At 41.0% G+C, this 13,485-nt stretch carries 20 protein-coding genes and 1 pseudogene; 9 read left to right on the forward strand and 12 right to left on the reverse strand.

What is annotated here, in order from left to right; all coding sequences use genetic code 11:
- Positions 1-29 precede the first annotated feature (29 nt).
- From FNW02_RS00935 to FNW02_RS00955, 5 genes and pseudogenes are all read right to left on the reverse strand, one after another.
- Positions 30-194: a type II toxin-antitoxin system HicA family toxin gene (locus tag FNW02_RS00935; RefSeq protein WP_348535354.1), complete on the reverse strand. Its 165-nt coding sequence runs from the start codon at positions 192-194 to the stop codon at positions 30-32.
- Between the two features lie 55 nt (positions 195-249).
- Positions 250-453, reverse strand: a complete 204-nt coding sequence (locus FNW02_RS00940; RefSeq protein WP_191755724.1) for a type II toxin-antitoxin system HicB family antitoxin — start codon at positions 451-453, stop codon at positions 250-252.
- A 267-nt stretch (positions 454-720) separates the two neighbouring features.
- The gene (locus tag FNW02_RS38305; RefSeq protein ID WP_225225329.1) at positions 721-933 is read right to left on the reverse strand and encodes a DUF3368 domain-containing protein; all 213 of its coding nucleotides are present in this window, start codon (positions 931-933) and stop codon (positions 721-723) included.
- A gap of 213 nt (positions 934-1,146) precedes the next feature.
- Positions 1,147-1,401, reverse strand: a pseudogene (locus FNW02_RS00950) (UPF0175 family protein).
- A 40-nt stretch (positions 1,402-1,441) separates the two neighbouring features.
- The gene (locus tag FNW02_RS00955; RefSeq protein WP_191755725.1) at positions 1,442-1,864 is read right to left on the reverse strand and encodes a hypothetical protein; all 423 of its coding nucleotides are present in this window, start codon (positions 1,862-1,864) and stop codon (positions 1,442-1,444) included.
- A gap of 124 nt (positions 1,865-1,988) precedes the next feature.
- Here FNW02_RS00955 and FNW02_RS00960 point away from each other — a divergent pair, with 124 nt between their 5' ends.
- Entirely contained in the window at positions 1,989-2,249 is a 261-nt protein-coding gene (locus FNW02_RS00960; RefSeq protein ID WP_191755726.1) for a hypothetical protein, read from the forward strand.
- 13 nt (positions 2,250-2,262) lie between these two features.
- On the opposite strand, the gene FNW02_RS00965 is transcribed toward FNW02_RS00960, so the two are convergent.
- The 3 genes from FNW02_RS00965 to FNW02_RS00975 all read right to left on the reverse strand — a co-directional run bounded on the left by FNW02_RS00965 (position 2,263) and on the right by FNW02_RS00975 (position 4,107).
- Positions 2,263-3,009, reverse strand: a complete 747-nt coding sequence (locus FNW02_RS00965; protein ID WP_191755727.1) for a creatininase family protein — start codon at positions 3,007-3,009, stop codon at positions 2,263-2,265.
- A 443-nt stretch (positions 3,010-3,452) separates the two neighbouring features.
- The gene (locus FNW02_RS00970; RefSeq protein ID WP_191755728.1) at positions 3,453-3,725 is read right to left on the reverse strand and encodes a cupin domain-containing protein; all 273 of its coding nucleotides are present in this window, start codon (positions 3,723-3,725) and stop codon (positions 3,453-3,455) included.
- Positions 3,726-3,747: 22 nt separating this feature from the next.
- On the reverse strand, positions 3,748-4,107 hold the full coding sequence (locus FNW02_RS00975) for a Mo-dependent nitrogenase C-terminal domain-containing protein (RefSeq protein WP_191755729.1): 360 nt from the start codon (positions 4,105-4,107) through the stop codon (positions 3,748-3,750).
- A 674-nt stretch (positions 4,108-4,781) separates the two neighbouring features.
- Here FNW02_RS00975 and FNW02_RS00980 point away from each other — a divergent pair.
- A complete protein-coding gene (locus tag FNW02_RS00980) occupies positions 4,782-4,955 on the forward strand; it encodes a hypothetical protein (RefSeq protein ID WP_191755730.1) in 174 nt (57 codons plus the stop codon).
- Positions 4,956-4,979: 24 nt separating this feature from the next.
- Here FNW02_RS00980 and FNW02_RS00985 read toward each other — a convergent pair whose 3' ends face one another.
- Positions 4,980-5,702 (reverse strand): Uma2 family endonuclease, encoded by a 723-nt coding sequence (locus tag FNW02_RS00985; protein ID WP_191755731.1) that lies wholly within the window; start codon positions 5,700-5,702, stop codon positions 4,980-4,982.
- 50 nt (positions 5,703-5,752) lie between these two features.
- Positions 5,753-6,574 carry an HAD family hydrolase gene (locus FNW02_RS00990; RefSeq protein WP_191755732.1) on the reverse strand — a complete coding sequence of 274 codons (822 nt, stop codon included), beginning with the start codon at positions 6,572-6,574 and terminating at the stop codon, positions 5,753-5,755.
- A gap of 105 nt (positions 6,575-6,679) precedes the next feature.
- On the opposite strand from FNW02_RS00990, the gene FNW02_RS00995 reads away from it, so the two are divergent.
- From FNW02_RS00995 to FNW02_RS01010, 4 genes are all read left to right on the forward strand, one after another.
- A complete protein-coding gene (locus FNW02_RS00995; protein WP_191755733.1) occupies positions 6,680-7,501 on the forward strand; it encodes a hypothetical protein in 822 nt (273 codons plus the stop codon).
- Between the two features lie 333 nt (positions 7,502-7,834).
- The gene (locus FNW02_RS01000) at positions 7,835-8,260 is read left to right on the forward strand and encodes a hypothetical protein (protein WP_191755734.1); all 426 of its coding nucleotides are present in this window, start codon (positions 7,835-7,837) and stop codon (positions 8,258-8,260) included.
- 10 nt (positions 8,261-8,270) lie between these two features.
- Entirely contained in the window at positions 8,271-8,561 is a 291-nt protein-coding gene (locus FNW02_RS01005) for an antibiotic biosynthesis monooxygenase family protein (RefSeq protein ID WP_191755735.1), read from the forward strand.
- Between the two features lie 110 nt (positions 8,562-8,671).
- The gene (locus FNW02_RS01010) at positions 8,672-10,822 is read left to right on the forward strand and encodes a single-stranded-DNA-specific exonuclease RecJ (protein ID WP_191755736.1); all 2,151 of its coding nucleotides are present in this window, start codon (positions 8,672-8,674) and stop codon (positions 10,820-10,822) included.
- 132 nt (positions 10,823-10,954) lie between these two features.
- On the opposite strand, the gene psb30 is transcribed toward FNW02_RS01010, so the two are convergent.
- On the reverse strand, positions 10,955-11,086 hold the full coding sequence (gene psb30 / locus FNW02_RS01015) for a photosystem II reaction center protein Ycf12/Psb30 (RefSeq protein ID WP_191755737.1): 132 nt from the start codon (positions 11,084-11,086) through the stop codon (positions 10,955-10,957).
- A 252-nt stretch (positions 11,087-11,338) separates the two neighbouring features.
- Here psb30 and FNW02_RS01020 point away from each other — a divergent pair, with 252 nt between their 5' ends.
- The 3 genes from FNW02_RS01020 (at position 11,339) to FNW02_RS01030 (ending at position 12,631) form a co-directional block, all read left to right on the forward strand.
- Positions 11,339-11,689, forward strand: a complete 351-nt coding sequence (locus FNW02_RS01020) for a YkgJ family cysteine cluster protein (RefSeq protein ID WP_191755738.1) — start codon at positions 11,339-11,341, stop codon at positions 11,687-11,689.
- 104 nt (positions 11,690-11,793) lie between these two features.
- Complete coding sequence (locus FNW02_RS01025; protein WP_191755739.1) at positions 11,794-12,225, forward strand: TMEM165/GDT1 family protein; 432 nt, start codon at positions 11,794-11,796, stop codon at positions 12,223-12,225.
- Between the two features lie 103 nt (positions 12,226-12,328).
- Entirely contained in the window at positions 12,329-12,631 is a 303-nt protein-coding gene (locus FNW02_RS01030; RefSeq protein WP_191755740.1) for a TMEM165/GDT1 family protein, read from the forward strand.
- Positions 12,632-12,727: 96 nt separating this feature from the next.
- Here FNW02_RS01030 and FNW02_RS01035 read toward each other — a convergent pair whose 3' ends face one another.
- The gene (locus FNW02_RS01035) at positions 12,728-13,225 is read right to left on the reverse strand and encodes a hypothetical protein (protein WP_191755741.1); all 498 of its coding nucleotides are present in this window, start codon (positions 13,223-13,225) and stop codon (positions 12,728-12,730) included.
- Positions 13,226-13,485: the final 260 nt, after the last annotated feature.

The following is a 13,485-nucleotide window of genomic DNA, read 5'->3' on the forward strand; positions in this document are numbered from 1 at the left end:
ACGGCAGAGGACATGGAGAGCGATCGCTTTTATAGTAACTCTAAAAATCGTTCAACTTCTATACGAGCTTGTTTTAAAATCTTAGCCAGAGTAGAACGCTTGACTGGTCGATGAGCCGGAACTGTCAAATTAAAGACTTCATCTGGCATGGTTTTTTTGAGTCTAATGTGACTACCTCGCTGACGGACAACTATCCATCCCGTTCTAAAGCAGCGATAATCTCAGTGTAGTTTAGGTTGGGAACCTTGCTCATAGTACCAATTCCCTCACGATTACTCCTTCTTGGACAACCAATTCATTTTCTAGTGGCTCAAGGCAAAGTTCAATTGCTTCTTGGATATTTTCTAATGCTTCTTCGATAGTTTCCCCTTCACTGATATAGCCTGGAAGTGAGGGAATATGGACAGTGTATCCGCCTTCATCACTGGGTTCTAATACAACTTTTATCTTCATGTTTAGAACTTATAACCCACTTTTCTATTTTGAATTACTTTGATGCGATCGCCACTTGAGCCTTAGAGGCTGACAGTTGAGCCTTTGAACCTCAAGTTTCGAGTTTTGTACTTTATACAGCTTAGCGATGTCTACGATGGGCTATGCCTGAACAGTTTATCTTTCGCGTAGCGTTCCGCAGGAAAGGTATCACTATTTGAAGTTAGAATTGATAAGCGATCGCTATTCCTCTGCTTGTTGTTTGAGTAAATTGACTAAAGTATCGGATCACCACAAACCAGCGTCACGCAAAGCTTGAATTCCAGGAGATATGCTTGGGATTAGTCCACGTCTTTTTGCTAATATCAGCAAGCCTCCTGTTCCAATAGTAGTAATACCTAAAGCTTGACCACAACGCCGTGCTGCTCTATCGTCAACAATAGCCGCACAATCTGAATTTTTTAGTGCCAAACTCAATACTTGTGATTCTCTCTTTCCCAAATCCCAAGCTGCTACAACAGGAGCAATAGTATTAACTTCTACTGTTTTTATCCAATAAATACTGGGGAGTTGTGTAGATGTGATATCATCTTTTGTTATGACTTATTCAAAAACACCTAATGGAACTAAAATTTCTGTGAATAATTGTGGAATTAATTGCGCTTGCTGACTTTTTAAAAGAACAATCAAAGGTGAAGAGTTAATAATTCACAATTAATCGACATTAGCCAGTTCCTCGGCTAACTCTTGGGCAGTATGTTGCATAAAATCTACTTGGTAGCGTGATAAAGCATTAATAAATTCAGCACGAGTTAGCCCAGCAATTTCTGCTGCTTTGGCTTGTAAAATGTCACCTAATTCATACCATTTAACTGCTGCTGCAATTCGCATTTATTGGATAAATTCTTCAGGATTTTTACGAAGTGCTGAAAATACTGTTTCTGGTAATTGGATTGGTACTGTTCGCATAAATTTATCCTCAGTTTATTTAGAGAGCAACGCCTGCCCTCTATTTTTCACTGTACTTTAGATGTAAGAAGGCGATTTTTTCTAGCCGCTTCAGCAGTGTTTCCAAAGACAAATCTGGCATTGTATCCAGATATGGAACAGCAGAGGGAATATTGTGATGAATTTCTTTAATTGTAGGGTGGGCATCTTGCCCGCAATTATATTTCCTTGCCAGGCAAGCCCGTAACTTTTCTAGCTTACCCCGGCTTTCAGAATTGGCTAACTCAGGATAACTCTGAGCGAACTTGTCATAAACCTCAGTCATCCGTTTTTTGAAAGCAGCAGCACCGATGTTTAAGCTGGCAAGTTTTGCCTCACTCTTCCCTGAGTTTTCAGTTTTCAAACGCTCTACAAAAGCTACCGTTTGCTCCGGGGATAACCCATGAGTAGCAGCTTCTTTTGCTAGAAAATCAGCCCATTGCATAGACAGCTTGTGAGATTTCTCCTTGATTCTACTTAATTTCTACTTTGTCTACATCTCTAGGGAATCTCTTCTCTTCAACGCAGAAATATCATTTGCATAGAAACATTTAAAAGAGCTTCGAGCCATGAAAACTGCCCTAATAACTCCAGCCAATTCCAATCAAACTACTCAGACTTCCCAATTGATCCCCGCCTCGCCAACATCGCTAGAGAAACCATCTACCTGGATGCGAGACGGGTACAGTCCTACTGAAATCATCCTTGCAATGGCAATTTTAACTTCATTATCGATTGGGGGAATTGCTACTGTGATAGTTGCAATTACGGGTTTAGTCAAAACTCTAGTAACCGTGATGGTGCGCCCAACAAGCGAAAAAAATAAGTAGCTTTTGCCTTTCTTTAATCTGCGTTCACAAATTCCAAATAGTCATTACTGAGTTCCTTCACCGCCAAGTCATAGAATTGCTTGCCATGTTCCGGTGTAGCCAAGCCAGGATTTGATCCCATGCGTCCATCTGGATAATGCGCTCGAAAGTTAGCTGCACCATAAATCCTGTGTCCAGTTCCAACTTCTGGTGAGAGGGGTGCTTGCTTAATCGCCTCTGGATAGACGTATTGAGTGAGCGCTACTTCGCTTGGGGTAGCATGTGAGCCTTCTTGGTTGCCATACAATTCTTTAGCTAGCTTATAAACAGAACCGCACATAAACCAATTAGCCACTTGACATTGTACTTGTTGTGCATTGGCAATCTGCAAATCTTCTAAGTAGGCGTAAGTTTCGGAGAAAGCAGCTTTGAGAGTGGCAATATTGCCGCCGTGTCCGTTGATAAAGTAGAACTTGGTAAAACCAGCTTTGGCTAAACAAGTCACATAGTCTCGCACCACCTGAATCAAAGTACTGGGACGCAGACTGATTGTGCCAGGAAAGGCGGTGTGGTGCAGTGCCATTCCTACATTGATTGTAGGGCCAACGATCGCCTGGGTTGCATCACCTACACCACGAGCGATCGCTTCTGCACAAATAGCATCAGTGCCAATTAATCCCGTTGGCCCATGTTGCTCGGTGGAACCAATAGGTAAAATAATACCCTGAGACTGCTGTAAATAAGCTTCGACTTCCTGCCAAGTACTTAAATGAAGTAACATTTTTTAGAATTTCCCTCATTACAATTGCGGTGGGAAGCAACCTCTTGCTACTGGATAGCATCTTCTATAATTAATTTCCCACTAACATGATTATGAACTCCCTTTCTTTCATACGGAAATAATCACTATGAAATACGGCGATTTTAATGAATATCAACGACTGTAGAGACGTTGCAATGCAACGTCTCTACTATATTTTTGGATATCAGCCACCAATTTGGCAAAATATTTCTGCTATTTATTTTTAGAAATATTGTTTAGGAGATAGAGTTGCAACGAGTTTTGTAAGATACAGATACAAGCACTTTACTAATTTTGCCTGTCCTACAACTCTCGTTGCGAACCTCCCTACAATTAAAATTTGAACCGAGTTATGAGATGTTTGTGTTCTAGAAAATAAAGCAGATAAAAATGCTTTGGAACCAGCACATCTCTGCTCTTGACTAAGCAAAGTAATAATGTTTTTTCACGTCACTTGTTATTTCCCATACACAGGACATACCAGCAGGAAAAGTTACCAAATCGCTTTTACCCATCTGCACTGGCTGTCCACCATCAGGAGTAACAATTACATCACCTTCTAAAAAGTAACAAGTTTCTTGAGAATCATACGTCCAAGGAAACTTAGAGATTTCCTTTTTCCAAATGGCCCATTTGAACACACCTAATTGATTAAGACGCTCTTGACTGGGTTGATGCTCAATTTTAATTTCCATGCCATGTTTACTTTAGTTATTTTCAGCAGTAGGACTGAATATCTTCTCCACACTGATCTACTAAATAACACAAAGCGCGAAAACGCAAGCCTACAAGTTGATCATAAAGGGGATTGAGCTTGCACATGGGGGGAATATGTCCAATTTTGCGACCAAACAGCATCACATCACGCTCGAACGGACACTGAGCAGGAATCAGTTTAGCAATAAACTTAGCTAATTTCCGATTCGGAATTTCGAGTTTGTCAAGCCATATACGTAATGGTTGCAGTAAATCTAATTTAGGCTGAGCAAACTTGTTTTTATTCCCTACTTTCTGGTTTTCTCCTACAGCATTAATAAAAGCAGGGAAAACAATACGCCGATTATTTGTTTTGAGCATTGTTGTAAGCAAGGTTTTCCTTGTGTTGATAAACTATTCGCTAATTTGAGATGTTAGTATGCAACATATTTCGGTCATTTACTTTGTGCTTGTAGATATAAGACGAGCACAAAACAAATAATTAACATCCAGTATTGGAACAGGGAAATGGTTTAACTAATTGATATTTAAACCCACCAAATGATGAAGAACTGTCCCACTAAATACAAAATAACAAAGAAATTATAAAAATGGTATTTCTTTAACTTATTAATTGCTAATACCCAAAATAGCAATCTCATATCTTGAATATAAATGCTTGGTTTTGAAACTACATAGTACCTTGAGGTGTAGTTTTGCAGACAAAATTGCGGTTTTGCTCTGACTCCAGCTAGAGATTCCAGGATTAGCCCTTCATGAAAACAGATTCTAGGGTATTGAGTATCAAATCAAATGTCATGGATGTTACATAAACTGACCTGAATATTATTTAATAAGTTGCAAAACCTGGTTTGATCAGTACAAGCTAATATTCTTGTGCAATTAACTGTAATTTAGGTAAAACTGGTTACAAAAATGTGGAGCAAATACTGAGTTTGCACTCAAAGAAGACCAAAAAGTTAGAGCTTGATCTACTAATATCTGTTGACAAAGCTACTCCTGTATATGTTCCTATAAAAAAACTATCTTTGGCAATGCAAGTTGCGAGCTATGTCTACGCATCTGTGAACGGCGCAATTGCTATGGTCGGTGGTAAAAAAGAAATATGGCCAGGCGATCGCGTTATTAATCAGTTAACCAGCAGTAACAGGAACGACAATTTAAAGCCTCTACCTGAGCGAAACCTCTACCTCAATAATGATTTCTAATTCTGTATCACCTTGATTAGACTCTTATTGCAGAGTATCAGGGTCGTCAACGCCGAGCGTTCTCAACCTTGCCTTTAATTGTTCTATTTGCAATTGTGCTTGTTCTGCTCGTTGACGTTCTTGTTCTGCTCGTTCTTCTGCTTGCTGCCTTGCTGCAACTTCTAGCCGTAACGCCTCTGCTAGCTCACCGGGGATCAGTAATTTTTCACCCGTATCCTCTCGATAAAACCCAATCAGCCGACCCTCAAGCACCAAGCGCAGTTGTAAAGGTTCACTGCGGCCATCTTGAATAGCTTCGTAGGTTTCTCCCCGCAAGCGATAACCACGTAACTGTTGCTCTACCCACTCGCCTTTCGGATCAAACAACCAGTATTCCTTAACACCTAGCTGCTCATAGAGAGTCTTTTTGAAGATTTCATCTTGTTCCTTTGTACCAAAAGATGTCATTTCAAAAATGACTGTGGGTACTTGACCCTCTTCCCAGATTTTATAGTTGTCTCGACCGCCAGGTGCTACATCAAAAATTACCATCACATCTGGGGCAACCCGCAACTTGGGAAATCCCTGTGCATAGTAAAGAAATTGATTTCCCAATACTGTTGCTTGACGCTCTGCTAAATATTGTTTGAGCACTTCCAGGGTGGTAAGCAATGCATAAAGGTGATCGTAGGTTTCCGCCACTGGTTGACCATCAGCACTAGGGTAGAAGGGTTGAGATTCGATACTGACAGGTAGAATAGCTGTCATGGTTATAAATTCAGTGCTACCAATTTATTCTAGAGCAAGTCTGGCGCTCCCTAACTTCTGGGTATTTCCAAGCTTTTCAGAAGATAACTACATAACTCACAAAATCCTTCTACTTCGGCATATGTAGTTACATAAGCAGGCTGATATTGTAATTGATTGACATATTCCAGCACATTCGCCACGCCTACAGAAACCGGAAAATAGCGGGGATCAAATAAACTTTCATCATTGGGGCTATCGCCAACAGTGACAACTTGTTCTGGTGAGTACTGAACGTATCCGCGCAATACCTGTAACAAGCCCACAGCTTTATCTTGCCCTTGGGGTTTAATATGGCATTGCACATTGCTGTAGGTGAATCCCCAACCCATTTGCTGACAAAGATTATCGAGGGTTTGTAGTTCACTTAAACTCAAAGCAGCTACATCAAAAGTCCAGTCAGTAATGCGAAAGCGATTGTCAGCAGATTCCTGAATTTGGGGAAATTTGGTTTGTAATTGCTTAAAAGCTATAGCCAAATGCTGGCGATGCTCAGCTAAATCGGCAATAGGTGTTAAAGTTACTGGTTTCTGGTTCCCGGATGGAAAGAATAAACCGCCATTTTCTGCCATAGCCCCCGCAATCGGCATCAAGCTACTCAATCCACTTACCCAACCGGCTGAACGTCCCGTGACAATTAGCACTGGGATGCCAGATGCGGCCAAATCCTCCAGCGCTTGCAAGAGTGTAGCAGTGAATTTTCCTCGTTTGGTTAGAGTGCCATCCATATCTGTGGCAACAAGACGAATATTGCTCAAGCAAGTAGATGAAATCTTAGACAAGGGTATTAGGTTTGTTGAACCTTCAGCAGGGACGCTTAAGTGTCTGGACATATGCGGTTTGAGAAAAGCTGTAAAAAATATTAATGGTACAGCAAGATGGTATTCCAGATTTGGGCATCCTAAAAATCAGGAGTCAAGTTTTTCAGTTTGTCAACTATGCTCACTTCGATGTTTCTTGCCCAATCCCCAGGGTCAAAAACTAAAAAGGCATCCCAGGAAGTGCCCGCAAGCGATCCTCAAACACCACCTTTTTTGGTGATAACTTCTGGAGGACTGGCTTTAGCGGTGATTGCTTTGATTGTATATAGCAAACTCCAGATGAATCAGCTGGAGAAAAAAATCAAGTTTGAAAAATTCCGTGTGCGAGAACTAGATAAAAAGTTTAAGCTGGCGCTGGAAACAATTCGCAAAATGGAAACTAATCCCGATTTGGTCAACTCACGGGACTTTAACCTAGATTATCTGCGAATGCGGATGTCAGAGGAGGTGTTTCATTTTGCAATCCTTAATCAAGTTAAGATCAAGGTCAAAGATAAAATTTCTCAAGCTCTGCGTCCAAATCAAGCTCAACAAGGAACATTAGGAATTGCTAATAGTACTGGACGACAGGTCGATGAAACTTTTGATGTAGAGTATGAAACTGGTAGCCCAGCGAACCCTGCTAAGCGAGTACTGTTTCGCATCCAAATCCGGTTAATGAAGTTACCTACGCAAGCAACTTCTGCGACTATTAGCCAAATTATTGACTGTATTGAAACTTACCTGAGTCCAATAGAAGATGAAGATACATGGCAACCGACAATTCAAGGTCGGATTGCTTCCATGCATTGGGATCAAAAGGCTAAGCCTACGCCTCTTTTAGTGCTAGAACAATCGAATGAAGGCGTGAATGTGACTTTTCGCACTAGTCGCCAACCAAATGCCCCAACTCAACCTCAGCAACCTGGAATGAAAAAATCAGGCTCGGCTAGACAATAAACCTGCTTTGAAAGTCTACTTTCATCATTCTTTGTGAGCGCAGCTAATAGAGTCTCTTGCATATAAAAGGCTTCATTTGTGTACTTGACTTACATAGAGAGAGCGATTTATCGCTCACTACGAACAAAATCTTTATCTAATATTGGGCTAGGAGTTTACTTCTTCAGTAGATTAAATATTCTTATTGACTAAAAACACTGTAATGATGCTACGGAATTATTTTGAGCGCTTTCGCAAGTTTTAAGTAAAAAATTTGACACAAATATTACACAAATAATCGTGGATAATGCTAGATTCAGGTATTAAAATTTACATAAATATAATTGTGATTTCATGTTGAAGCTAGTACCAGTAACTTTAATAGCAACAGTTCTTAGCCTTGCATTAATCGATAACCCCAGCGCTACACTGGCTGGAACTTGCGCTTCTAAGTGCGGTTCACGCCCAGTTCAGTTTATACCTGGTCAACGTGTCCGCTTGGAAGTGGTAAATACCACATCTGGCTTGGTGAAACTAGAGAAACTGCAAGGAACCACTCCAATTCCCTTGCAACCTGGGCAGAAATTACGATTGGAGCAAGGAGACGGTACACAACCAAATGTCTCTCTTGTATTCTGGGATGAAACAGGGTTGCCATTACAAGCAATTGTTTCTAAACCAAATTTTGGTACATTACGTCTAGAAATCCGTCCTGGTAATAGTTACCCAGGCGATCGCTCTCTCTACATACTCAACGATGGTCGCGTAAACGTATTTTAAAATACACATTATGATTTTGGAAGTAGTAATGCTCAGTGTCAAAAGTAATACAGAGCAAGATTTTGAAAGCGCTTTCCAACAAGCCTCAGATCTGATTTCGTCGATGCATGGTTATATATCCCATGAACTCCACAAATGTCTTGAAGTTAAAGGCAAATATTTATTGCTGGTGAGATGGGAAACTTTAGAAGCGCATACAGTCGGATTTAGAAGATCTCCTGAATATCAGGAATGGAAACAACTTCTGCATCATTTTTACGATCCATTTCCAAAAGTTGAACATTTTGAACTCATCTTATAAAGTAAACAGTTGGTAGAGTTTTTTGACCTTTGGGTATAAGTAATCAAAAGGGTGAAGTATGCTTCACCCTTTTGACTGTAAGCTGATACCTGATAGCAGCTAATAGCTAAATGCCTGATAGACCTTCATCCGAACCCCCAAAACGCCACAGACGCTTGCCTGATCAACGCTGGCAGATTTCGCCACAGCAAACGGAATTAGCTCAAAAGCTAGCGGTTGCGACAAATATCTCACCCACAATCGGCCAGCTATTGATTAATCGCGGTATTGAAACACCAAAGCAAGTAGAAACATTTTTAGATCCAGAGTCTTTAATATTGCCTTCACCACTAGAAGAATTCCCAGATTTGGCGATTAGTTTGGAGTTGTTGCAAGAAGCGATCGCTTTTCAAAAAAAAATCGCCATTTGCGGTGATTATGATGCTGATGGCATGACTAGCACTGCTTTATTATTGCGTAGTCTCCGCGCTTTAGGCGCACAAGTAGATTACGCAATTCCCAGTCGGATGCATGAAGGCTATGGCATTAATAAACGCATTGTTGAAGAATTTCACAGCGAAGATGTATGGCTCATTCTGACTGTCGATAACGGTATATCAGCATTTGAACCCATAGCCAGAGCTAGAGAACTTGGTCTTGCTGTTATTGTCACCGACCACCACGACATTCCCCAACAATTACCACCAGCTAATGCTATCCTCAACCCCAAATTGATCGCAGAATTTTCACCTTATCGCGGTGTTGCTGGCGTTGGTGTTGCTTATATCTTGGCTGTGTGTCTAGCACAACATCTAGGTCAGGTGCAAGGTTTGATTAAGCCGATGCTAGCATTGTTTACCCTAGGCACGATCGCAGATTTAGCTCCGTTAACTGGTGTGAATCGCCGCTGGGTAAAACGCGGTTTACAGCATTTACCGAAATCACAATTACCTGGAATACAGGCGTTAATTCAAGTAGCTGGGGTGCAGGCGCGGGGGGATGAGAGAGCAGGGGGAGCAGGGGGAGCAGGGGGAGCAGAGGAGCAGGGGAAGAGTAGCAATAACCAAATAACAATTACCAATCCAAAATCTAAAATCCAAAATCCAAAATCGTTGAAGCCGGAAGATATTGGGTTTCGCTTAGGGCCGCGAATTAATGCTATCGGTCGGATTGGTAATCCCCAGACAGTAATTGAACTGCTGACTACAGATGATATGGGGATAGCGTTAGAACTTGCAATGCAGTGCGAACAAACAAACACTAGTCGCCAGCAAATGTGTGAGCAAATTGAACAAGAAGCGATCGCTTATGTAGAGACAGAATTTGTTACCTCTCTACAACAAGATCGTGTATTGTTTATTGTCCAACCCAACTGGCATCATGGCGTTATTGGAATTGTTGCCTCCCGCTTACTAGAACGCTATGGCGTCCCGGTGTTCATCGGTACTTATGAGGATGAAGAACACATACGCGGTTCAGCAAGAGGAATTCCAGAGTTTCATATATTTGAAGCTTTGGAATATTGTCACGATTTACTCGGCAAATTTGGCGGACACAAAGCAGCCGGGGGATTTTCTCTAAAGGCGCAGAATTTGCAGGCGTTGCGATCGCGTTTGAGTGAGTTTGCTAATCAGTGTCTTGAACCTCAGCACCTCAAACCTCTACTCAAAATTGATGCTCAACTCAACCTTAATGAAATCAATCAGCAGTTTTATCAACAGCTTAATGCCCTGCACCCCTGCGGTATGGACAACCCCGATCCGATATTTTGGACACCCAATGTTCAAGTAGTTGAGCAACAAACCATTGGCAAAGGTCACATCAAACTCACACTCATCCAAAATATTGATCATCAGCAGTATAAAATCAAAGCGATCGCCTGGCGTTGGCGCGACTACTTCCCTCTACCACCACGAGTGGATGTGGCATACAAACTACGAGAAAATCACTTTAATGGCAACACCACCATTGAGCTAGAGCTAATAGGTGTCAGACTCCCACAGTCTCACCAATTTTTTGCCTTGCCACGTACCCCGTCAAGCACCACCTTTGAATATCACCAGCGTCAGTATACTTGTGGTTTTTATAAAAATGGTTTGGAATCAGAATTAAGAATTAAAAATCCTGAAGGCAAAGTATTAGTTATGCAGCCAGGACATATCATTGGTTTACTAGGTACTAATCGTGAGAATGCCAAAGAAGTTGATTTATCTCAACCACAGTATGACAGTATTATCCAAGCTGCTCTTAAAGCATTGTCAGTCTTGAGTGCTGAGTTGTAAGTATCAGTAATGAGTTTTGAGTTTTAACTTCAACAAATTTCTTCAGTTTAGCAATGCCAGTTGCCACAATGGAGGAAATCCCTGCAACAAACTGGCTCCTCTACACTTCTTCATACTCAGCACTCAGCACTCTTATAGATTTCCGTTGCGAAATGCCAGCAAAAAGATTACCACTGGCCCAGCAATTATAATCAGAGCTACAGACAGTAATTGGAAAATAACTTCCCAATTGATACTAGTGAAGGTGTTAAACAAAGCGTCCATTTTTTCTCTTTTCCTCCCAATAGCCTTAAAAAATTCAATAGCTTAGTTGCAAAACCCGCCTTCGATCATATCCGGCGAGCGTCAGTCGCATTTAATTTACTTAACAAAAGTATAAGAAAAAACATAAAAACGTAAAATATGGGGATTGGGGACTGTTGACTGTTGACTGGAAGGAATTTTGCTAATTTCCAATTTTTAATCCCTAATCCCCAATACCCAGTCCCCAATACCTAATCTCTAATCCCCAAACAAATGGCAACTTGGCAATGTGTAAAGCAATGTGGAGCCTGCTGTAATCTTGATCCAGCAGAGCGTCCAGACTTAGAGCAGTATCTTTCACCAGCAGAACTGGAACTATATTTCAGCATGGTAGGTGAAGGAGGATGGTGCGTTAATTTAGACCGTACCACACGAGAATGCCGCATTTATGATAATCGTCCTCGTTTCTGCCGTGTAGATCCAAAAATATTTCAAGATATGTATGGAATTGAGCCAGAAGAACTCAACGATTTTGCCATTGACTGCTGTCGCCAGCAAATAGAGGGAGTATATGGCGATCGCAGCCTGGAAATGCTCCGCTTTGACCGATCTGTTGGGCTGTGATTTTGTTTCTCACTCTCTTTCTTCTCAATGGGGTTGCAATTTATTACAGAAATCTGAGAATATGATAAGAATATGAAAGCAACCTATGAAGAAAACTACTGCCTGTGAAACTTGATTCTGCACCTTTGGGCTTTTCTGGCATATCTCAAACTGAGATCGAGCTAGAACTGGAAGACAGCATTGATTCCAAATTAACTACTGCGACGCTAATTGAGCCAGTTCAGCCTGTAGTTGCCGATAGTCCTCAAAAGCAGCAATCAGCAGTGGCAATTTTTGGTACAACCTTCATCACCATTTTTCTAGCAGAAATCGGAGATAAGACTCAGCTATCCACTTTGTTAATGAGTGCAGAATCTCAGTCACCGTGGATAGTATTTATAGGATCTGCGGCTGCACTGATAACCACAAGTTTATTGGGTGTGCTTTTAGGTAGTTGGATAGCCAACCGACTCAGCCCCAAAATTGTGGAAAAATCAGCAGGAGTAATGTTGCTGGTGATTTCTCTAATGCTATTTTGGGATGTTTTTCAGGGGTAGTTAGAAAATAGGAGTCATTTGTTAAGAGTCAAGAGTCAAAAGTCAAAAGTCAAAGGTCATTAATTATTTTCTTCCCCCACTCCCCTACTCCCCTTTAATTAATATGGACTGGCATCTTTTAGGACTAAGCTTTATTACAGTTTTTTTATCAGAGTTAGGTGACAAAAGTCAGTTAGCGGCGATCGCACTTTCAGGGCGTTGTCAATCTCCGCGTGCTGTGTTCTTCGGTGCAGCCGGCGCACTACTATTAACTAGCCTTTTAGGAGCATTAGCAGGGGGAGCAGTAGCAGAATTATTACCCACACGCTTGTTGAAAGCGATCGCTGCTGTGGGGTTTGCTATCCTTGCTGCACGCTTGCTGTTGTTTAACAATGAAGCTTCTTCGGATTCTGAGCAAACGCCGTAACTAAATCCTTTAGGTTGTGCATTCAGATAAACCATATAGCAAAAAGACGCCAAGTGTTTCTTAGCGTCTTTACAATTTTTACGTGAGATTGAATTCTTAAAATTGTTGTCGCCAGCACCAGCTTAAAAGTGTGCCACCAGCCACTAGCTTAACTATTTCTAGTAGCCAATAGCTACCGTGCAGTAAATTCATCGTCGATGGAATTGCAGCAGCGGCTTCAAATAGATTGAGTTGAACTCCTATGGCGCACATTTGCGGAGTTAAAAAATAGGTATCAAGCAAAGCTATAGTTAGCAGCAGCGCAGATAAAACAATACCACCAAGACGCCAGTGAGATTGTGTTTTGCTTAAAGCCAGCGCCCCAGTTAATACTACAGCAGCAGATAATAATTCCATGCGATTAAAATTCCAAAAAATCACATAGCCTGCTGTAGTAAAACCAGCCTGATTCATCATCCCAGAAAGATAAAGACTAGGCATAATTACCCAATCTAAAACTACACTGGCACTGAGCCAAAAGCCCAAAGTCAGCATAATGGCGGTTTGCCAAATGGGTCGCTTTATTTCAAAGCTAGAACTAGAAATAGCAGTCATAGAATAATTGCCTGTGTTGTACTTCTAGTGTGTAACCTCACCAGTTAGTTTGACAACAAATATCAATTATCCTTTACAAAGTAATTGCCACCTCAGAAGCGATCGCTGTTATTTTTAATTCAATTCCAAGATTTTTAAACTTAATTTAAGAAATATTAATTTTATTCAGAAAACAATTTAAATATATTTTTTCTATTACAACGATCTAAATTTGAACTCAGTGTGCATATTAATATTACCTTCTGTTACAGAGCGAGTAA

The organism is Komarekiella delphini-convector SJRDD-AB1, from assembly GCF_014831675.1.
Taxonomy (GTDB): Bacteria; Cyanobacteriota; Cyanobacteriia; order Cyanobacteriales; family Nostocaceae; genus Komarekiella.

Bases quoted from the DNA above. Each gene is read 5' to 3' on its own strand.
- FNW02_RS00940 (WP_191755724.1), bottom strand. From the start codon at position 453: ATGAAGATAAAAGTTGTATTAGAACCCAGTGATGAAGGCGGATACACT.
- FNW02_RS00955 (WP_191755725.1), bottom strand. From the start codon at position 1,864: ATGCAATGGGCTGATTTTCTAGCAAAAGAAGCTGCTACTCATGGGTTA.
- FNW02_RS00960 (WP_191755726.1), top strand. From the start codon at position 1,989: ATGAAAACTGCCCTAATAACTCCAGCCAATTCCAATCAAACTACTCAG.
- FNW02_RS00965 (WP_191755727.1), bottom strand. From the start codon at position 3,009: ATGTTACTTCATTTAAGTACTTGGCAGGAAGTCGAAGCTTATTTACAG.
- FNW02_RS00970 (WP_191755728.1), bottom strand. From the start codon at position 3,725: ATGGAAATTAAAATTGAGCATCAACCCAGTCAAGAGCGTCTTAATCAA.
- FNW02_RS00975 (WP_191755729.1), bottom strand. From the start codon at position 4,107: ATGCTCAAAACAAATAATCGGCGTATTGTTTTCCCTGCTTTTATTAAT.
- FNW02_RS00980 (WP_191755730.1), top strand. From the start codon at position 4,782: ATGCAAGTTGCGAGCTATGTCTACGCATCTGTGAACGGCGCAATTGCT.
- FNW02_RS00985 (WP_191755731.1), bottom strand. From the start codon at position 5,702: ATGACAGCTATTCTACCTGTCAGTATCGAATCTCAACCCTTCTACCCT.
- FNW02_RS00990 (WP_191755732.1), bottom strand. From the start codon at position 6,574: ATGTCCAGACACTTAAGCGTCCCTGCTGAAGGTTCAACAAACCTAATA.
- FNW02_RS00995 (WP_191755733.1), top strand. From the start codon at position 6,680: ATGCTCACTTCGATGTTTCTTGCCCAATCCCCAGGGTCAAAAACTAAA.
- FNW02_RS01000 (WP_191755734.1), top strand. From the start codon at position 7,835: ATGTTGAAGCTAGTACCAGTAACTTTAATAGCAACAGTTCTTAGCCTT.
- FNW02_RS01005 (WP_191755735.1), top strand. From the start codon at position 8,271: ATGATTTTGGAAGTAGTAATGCTCAGTGTCAAAAGTAATACAGAGCAA.
- FNW02_RS01010 (WP_191755736.1), top strand. From the start codon at position 8,672: ATGCCTGATAGACCTTCATCCGAACCCCCAAAACGCCACAGACGCTTG.
- psb30 (WP_191755737.1), bottom strand. From the start codon at position 11,086: ATGGACGCTTTGTTTAACACCTTCACTAGTATCAATTGGGAAGTTATT.
- FNW02_RS01020 (WP_191755738.1), top strand. From the start codon at position 11,339: ATGGCAACTTGGCAATGTGTAAAGCAATGTGGAGCCTGCTGTAATCTT.
- FNW02_RS01030 (WP_191755740.1), top strand. From the start codon at position 12,329: ATGGACTGGCATCTTTTAGGACTAAGCTTTATTACAGTTTTTTTATCA.
- FNW02_RS01035 (WP_191755741.1), bottom strand. From the start codon at position 13,225: ATGACTGCTATTTCTAGTTCTAGCTTTGAAATAAAGCGACCCATTTGG.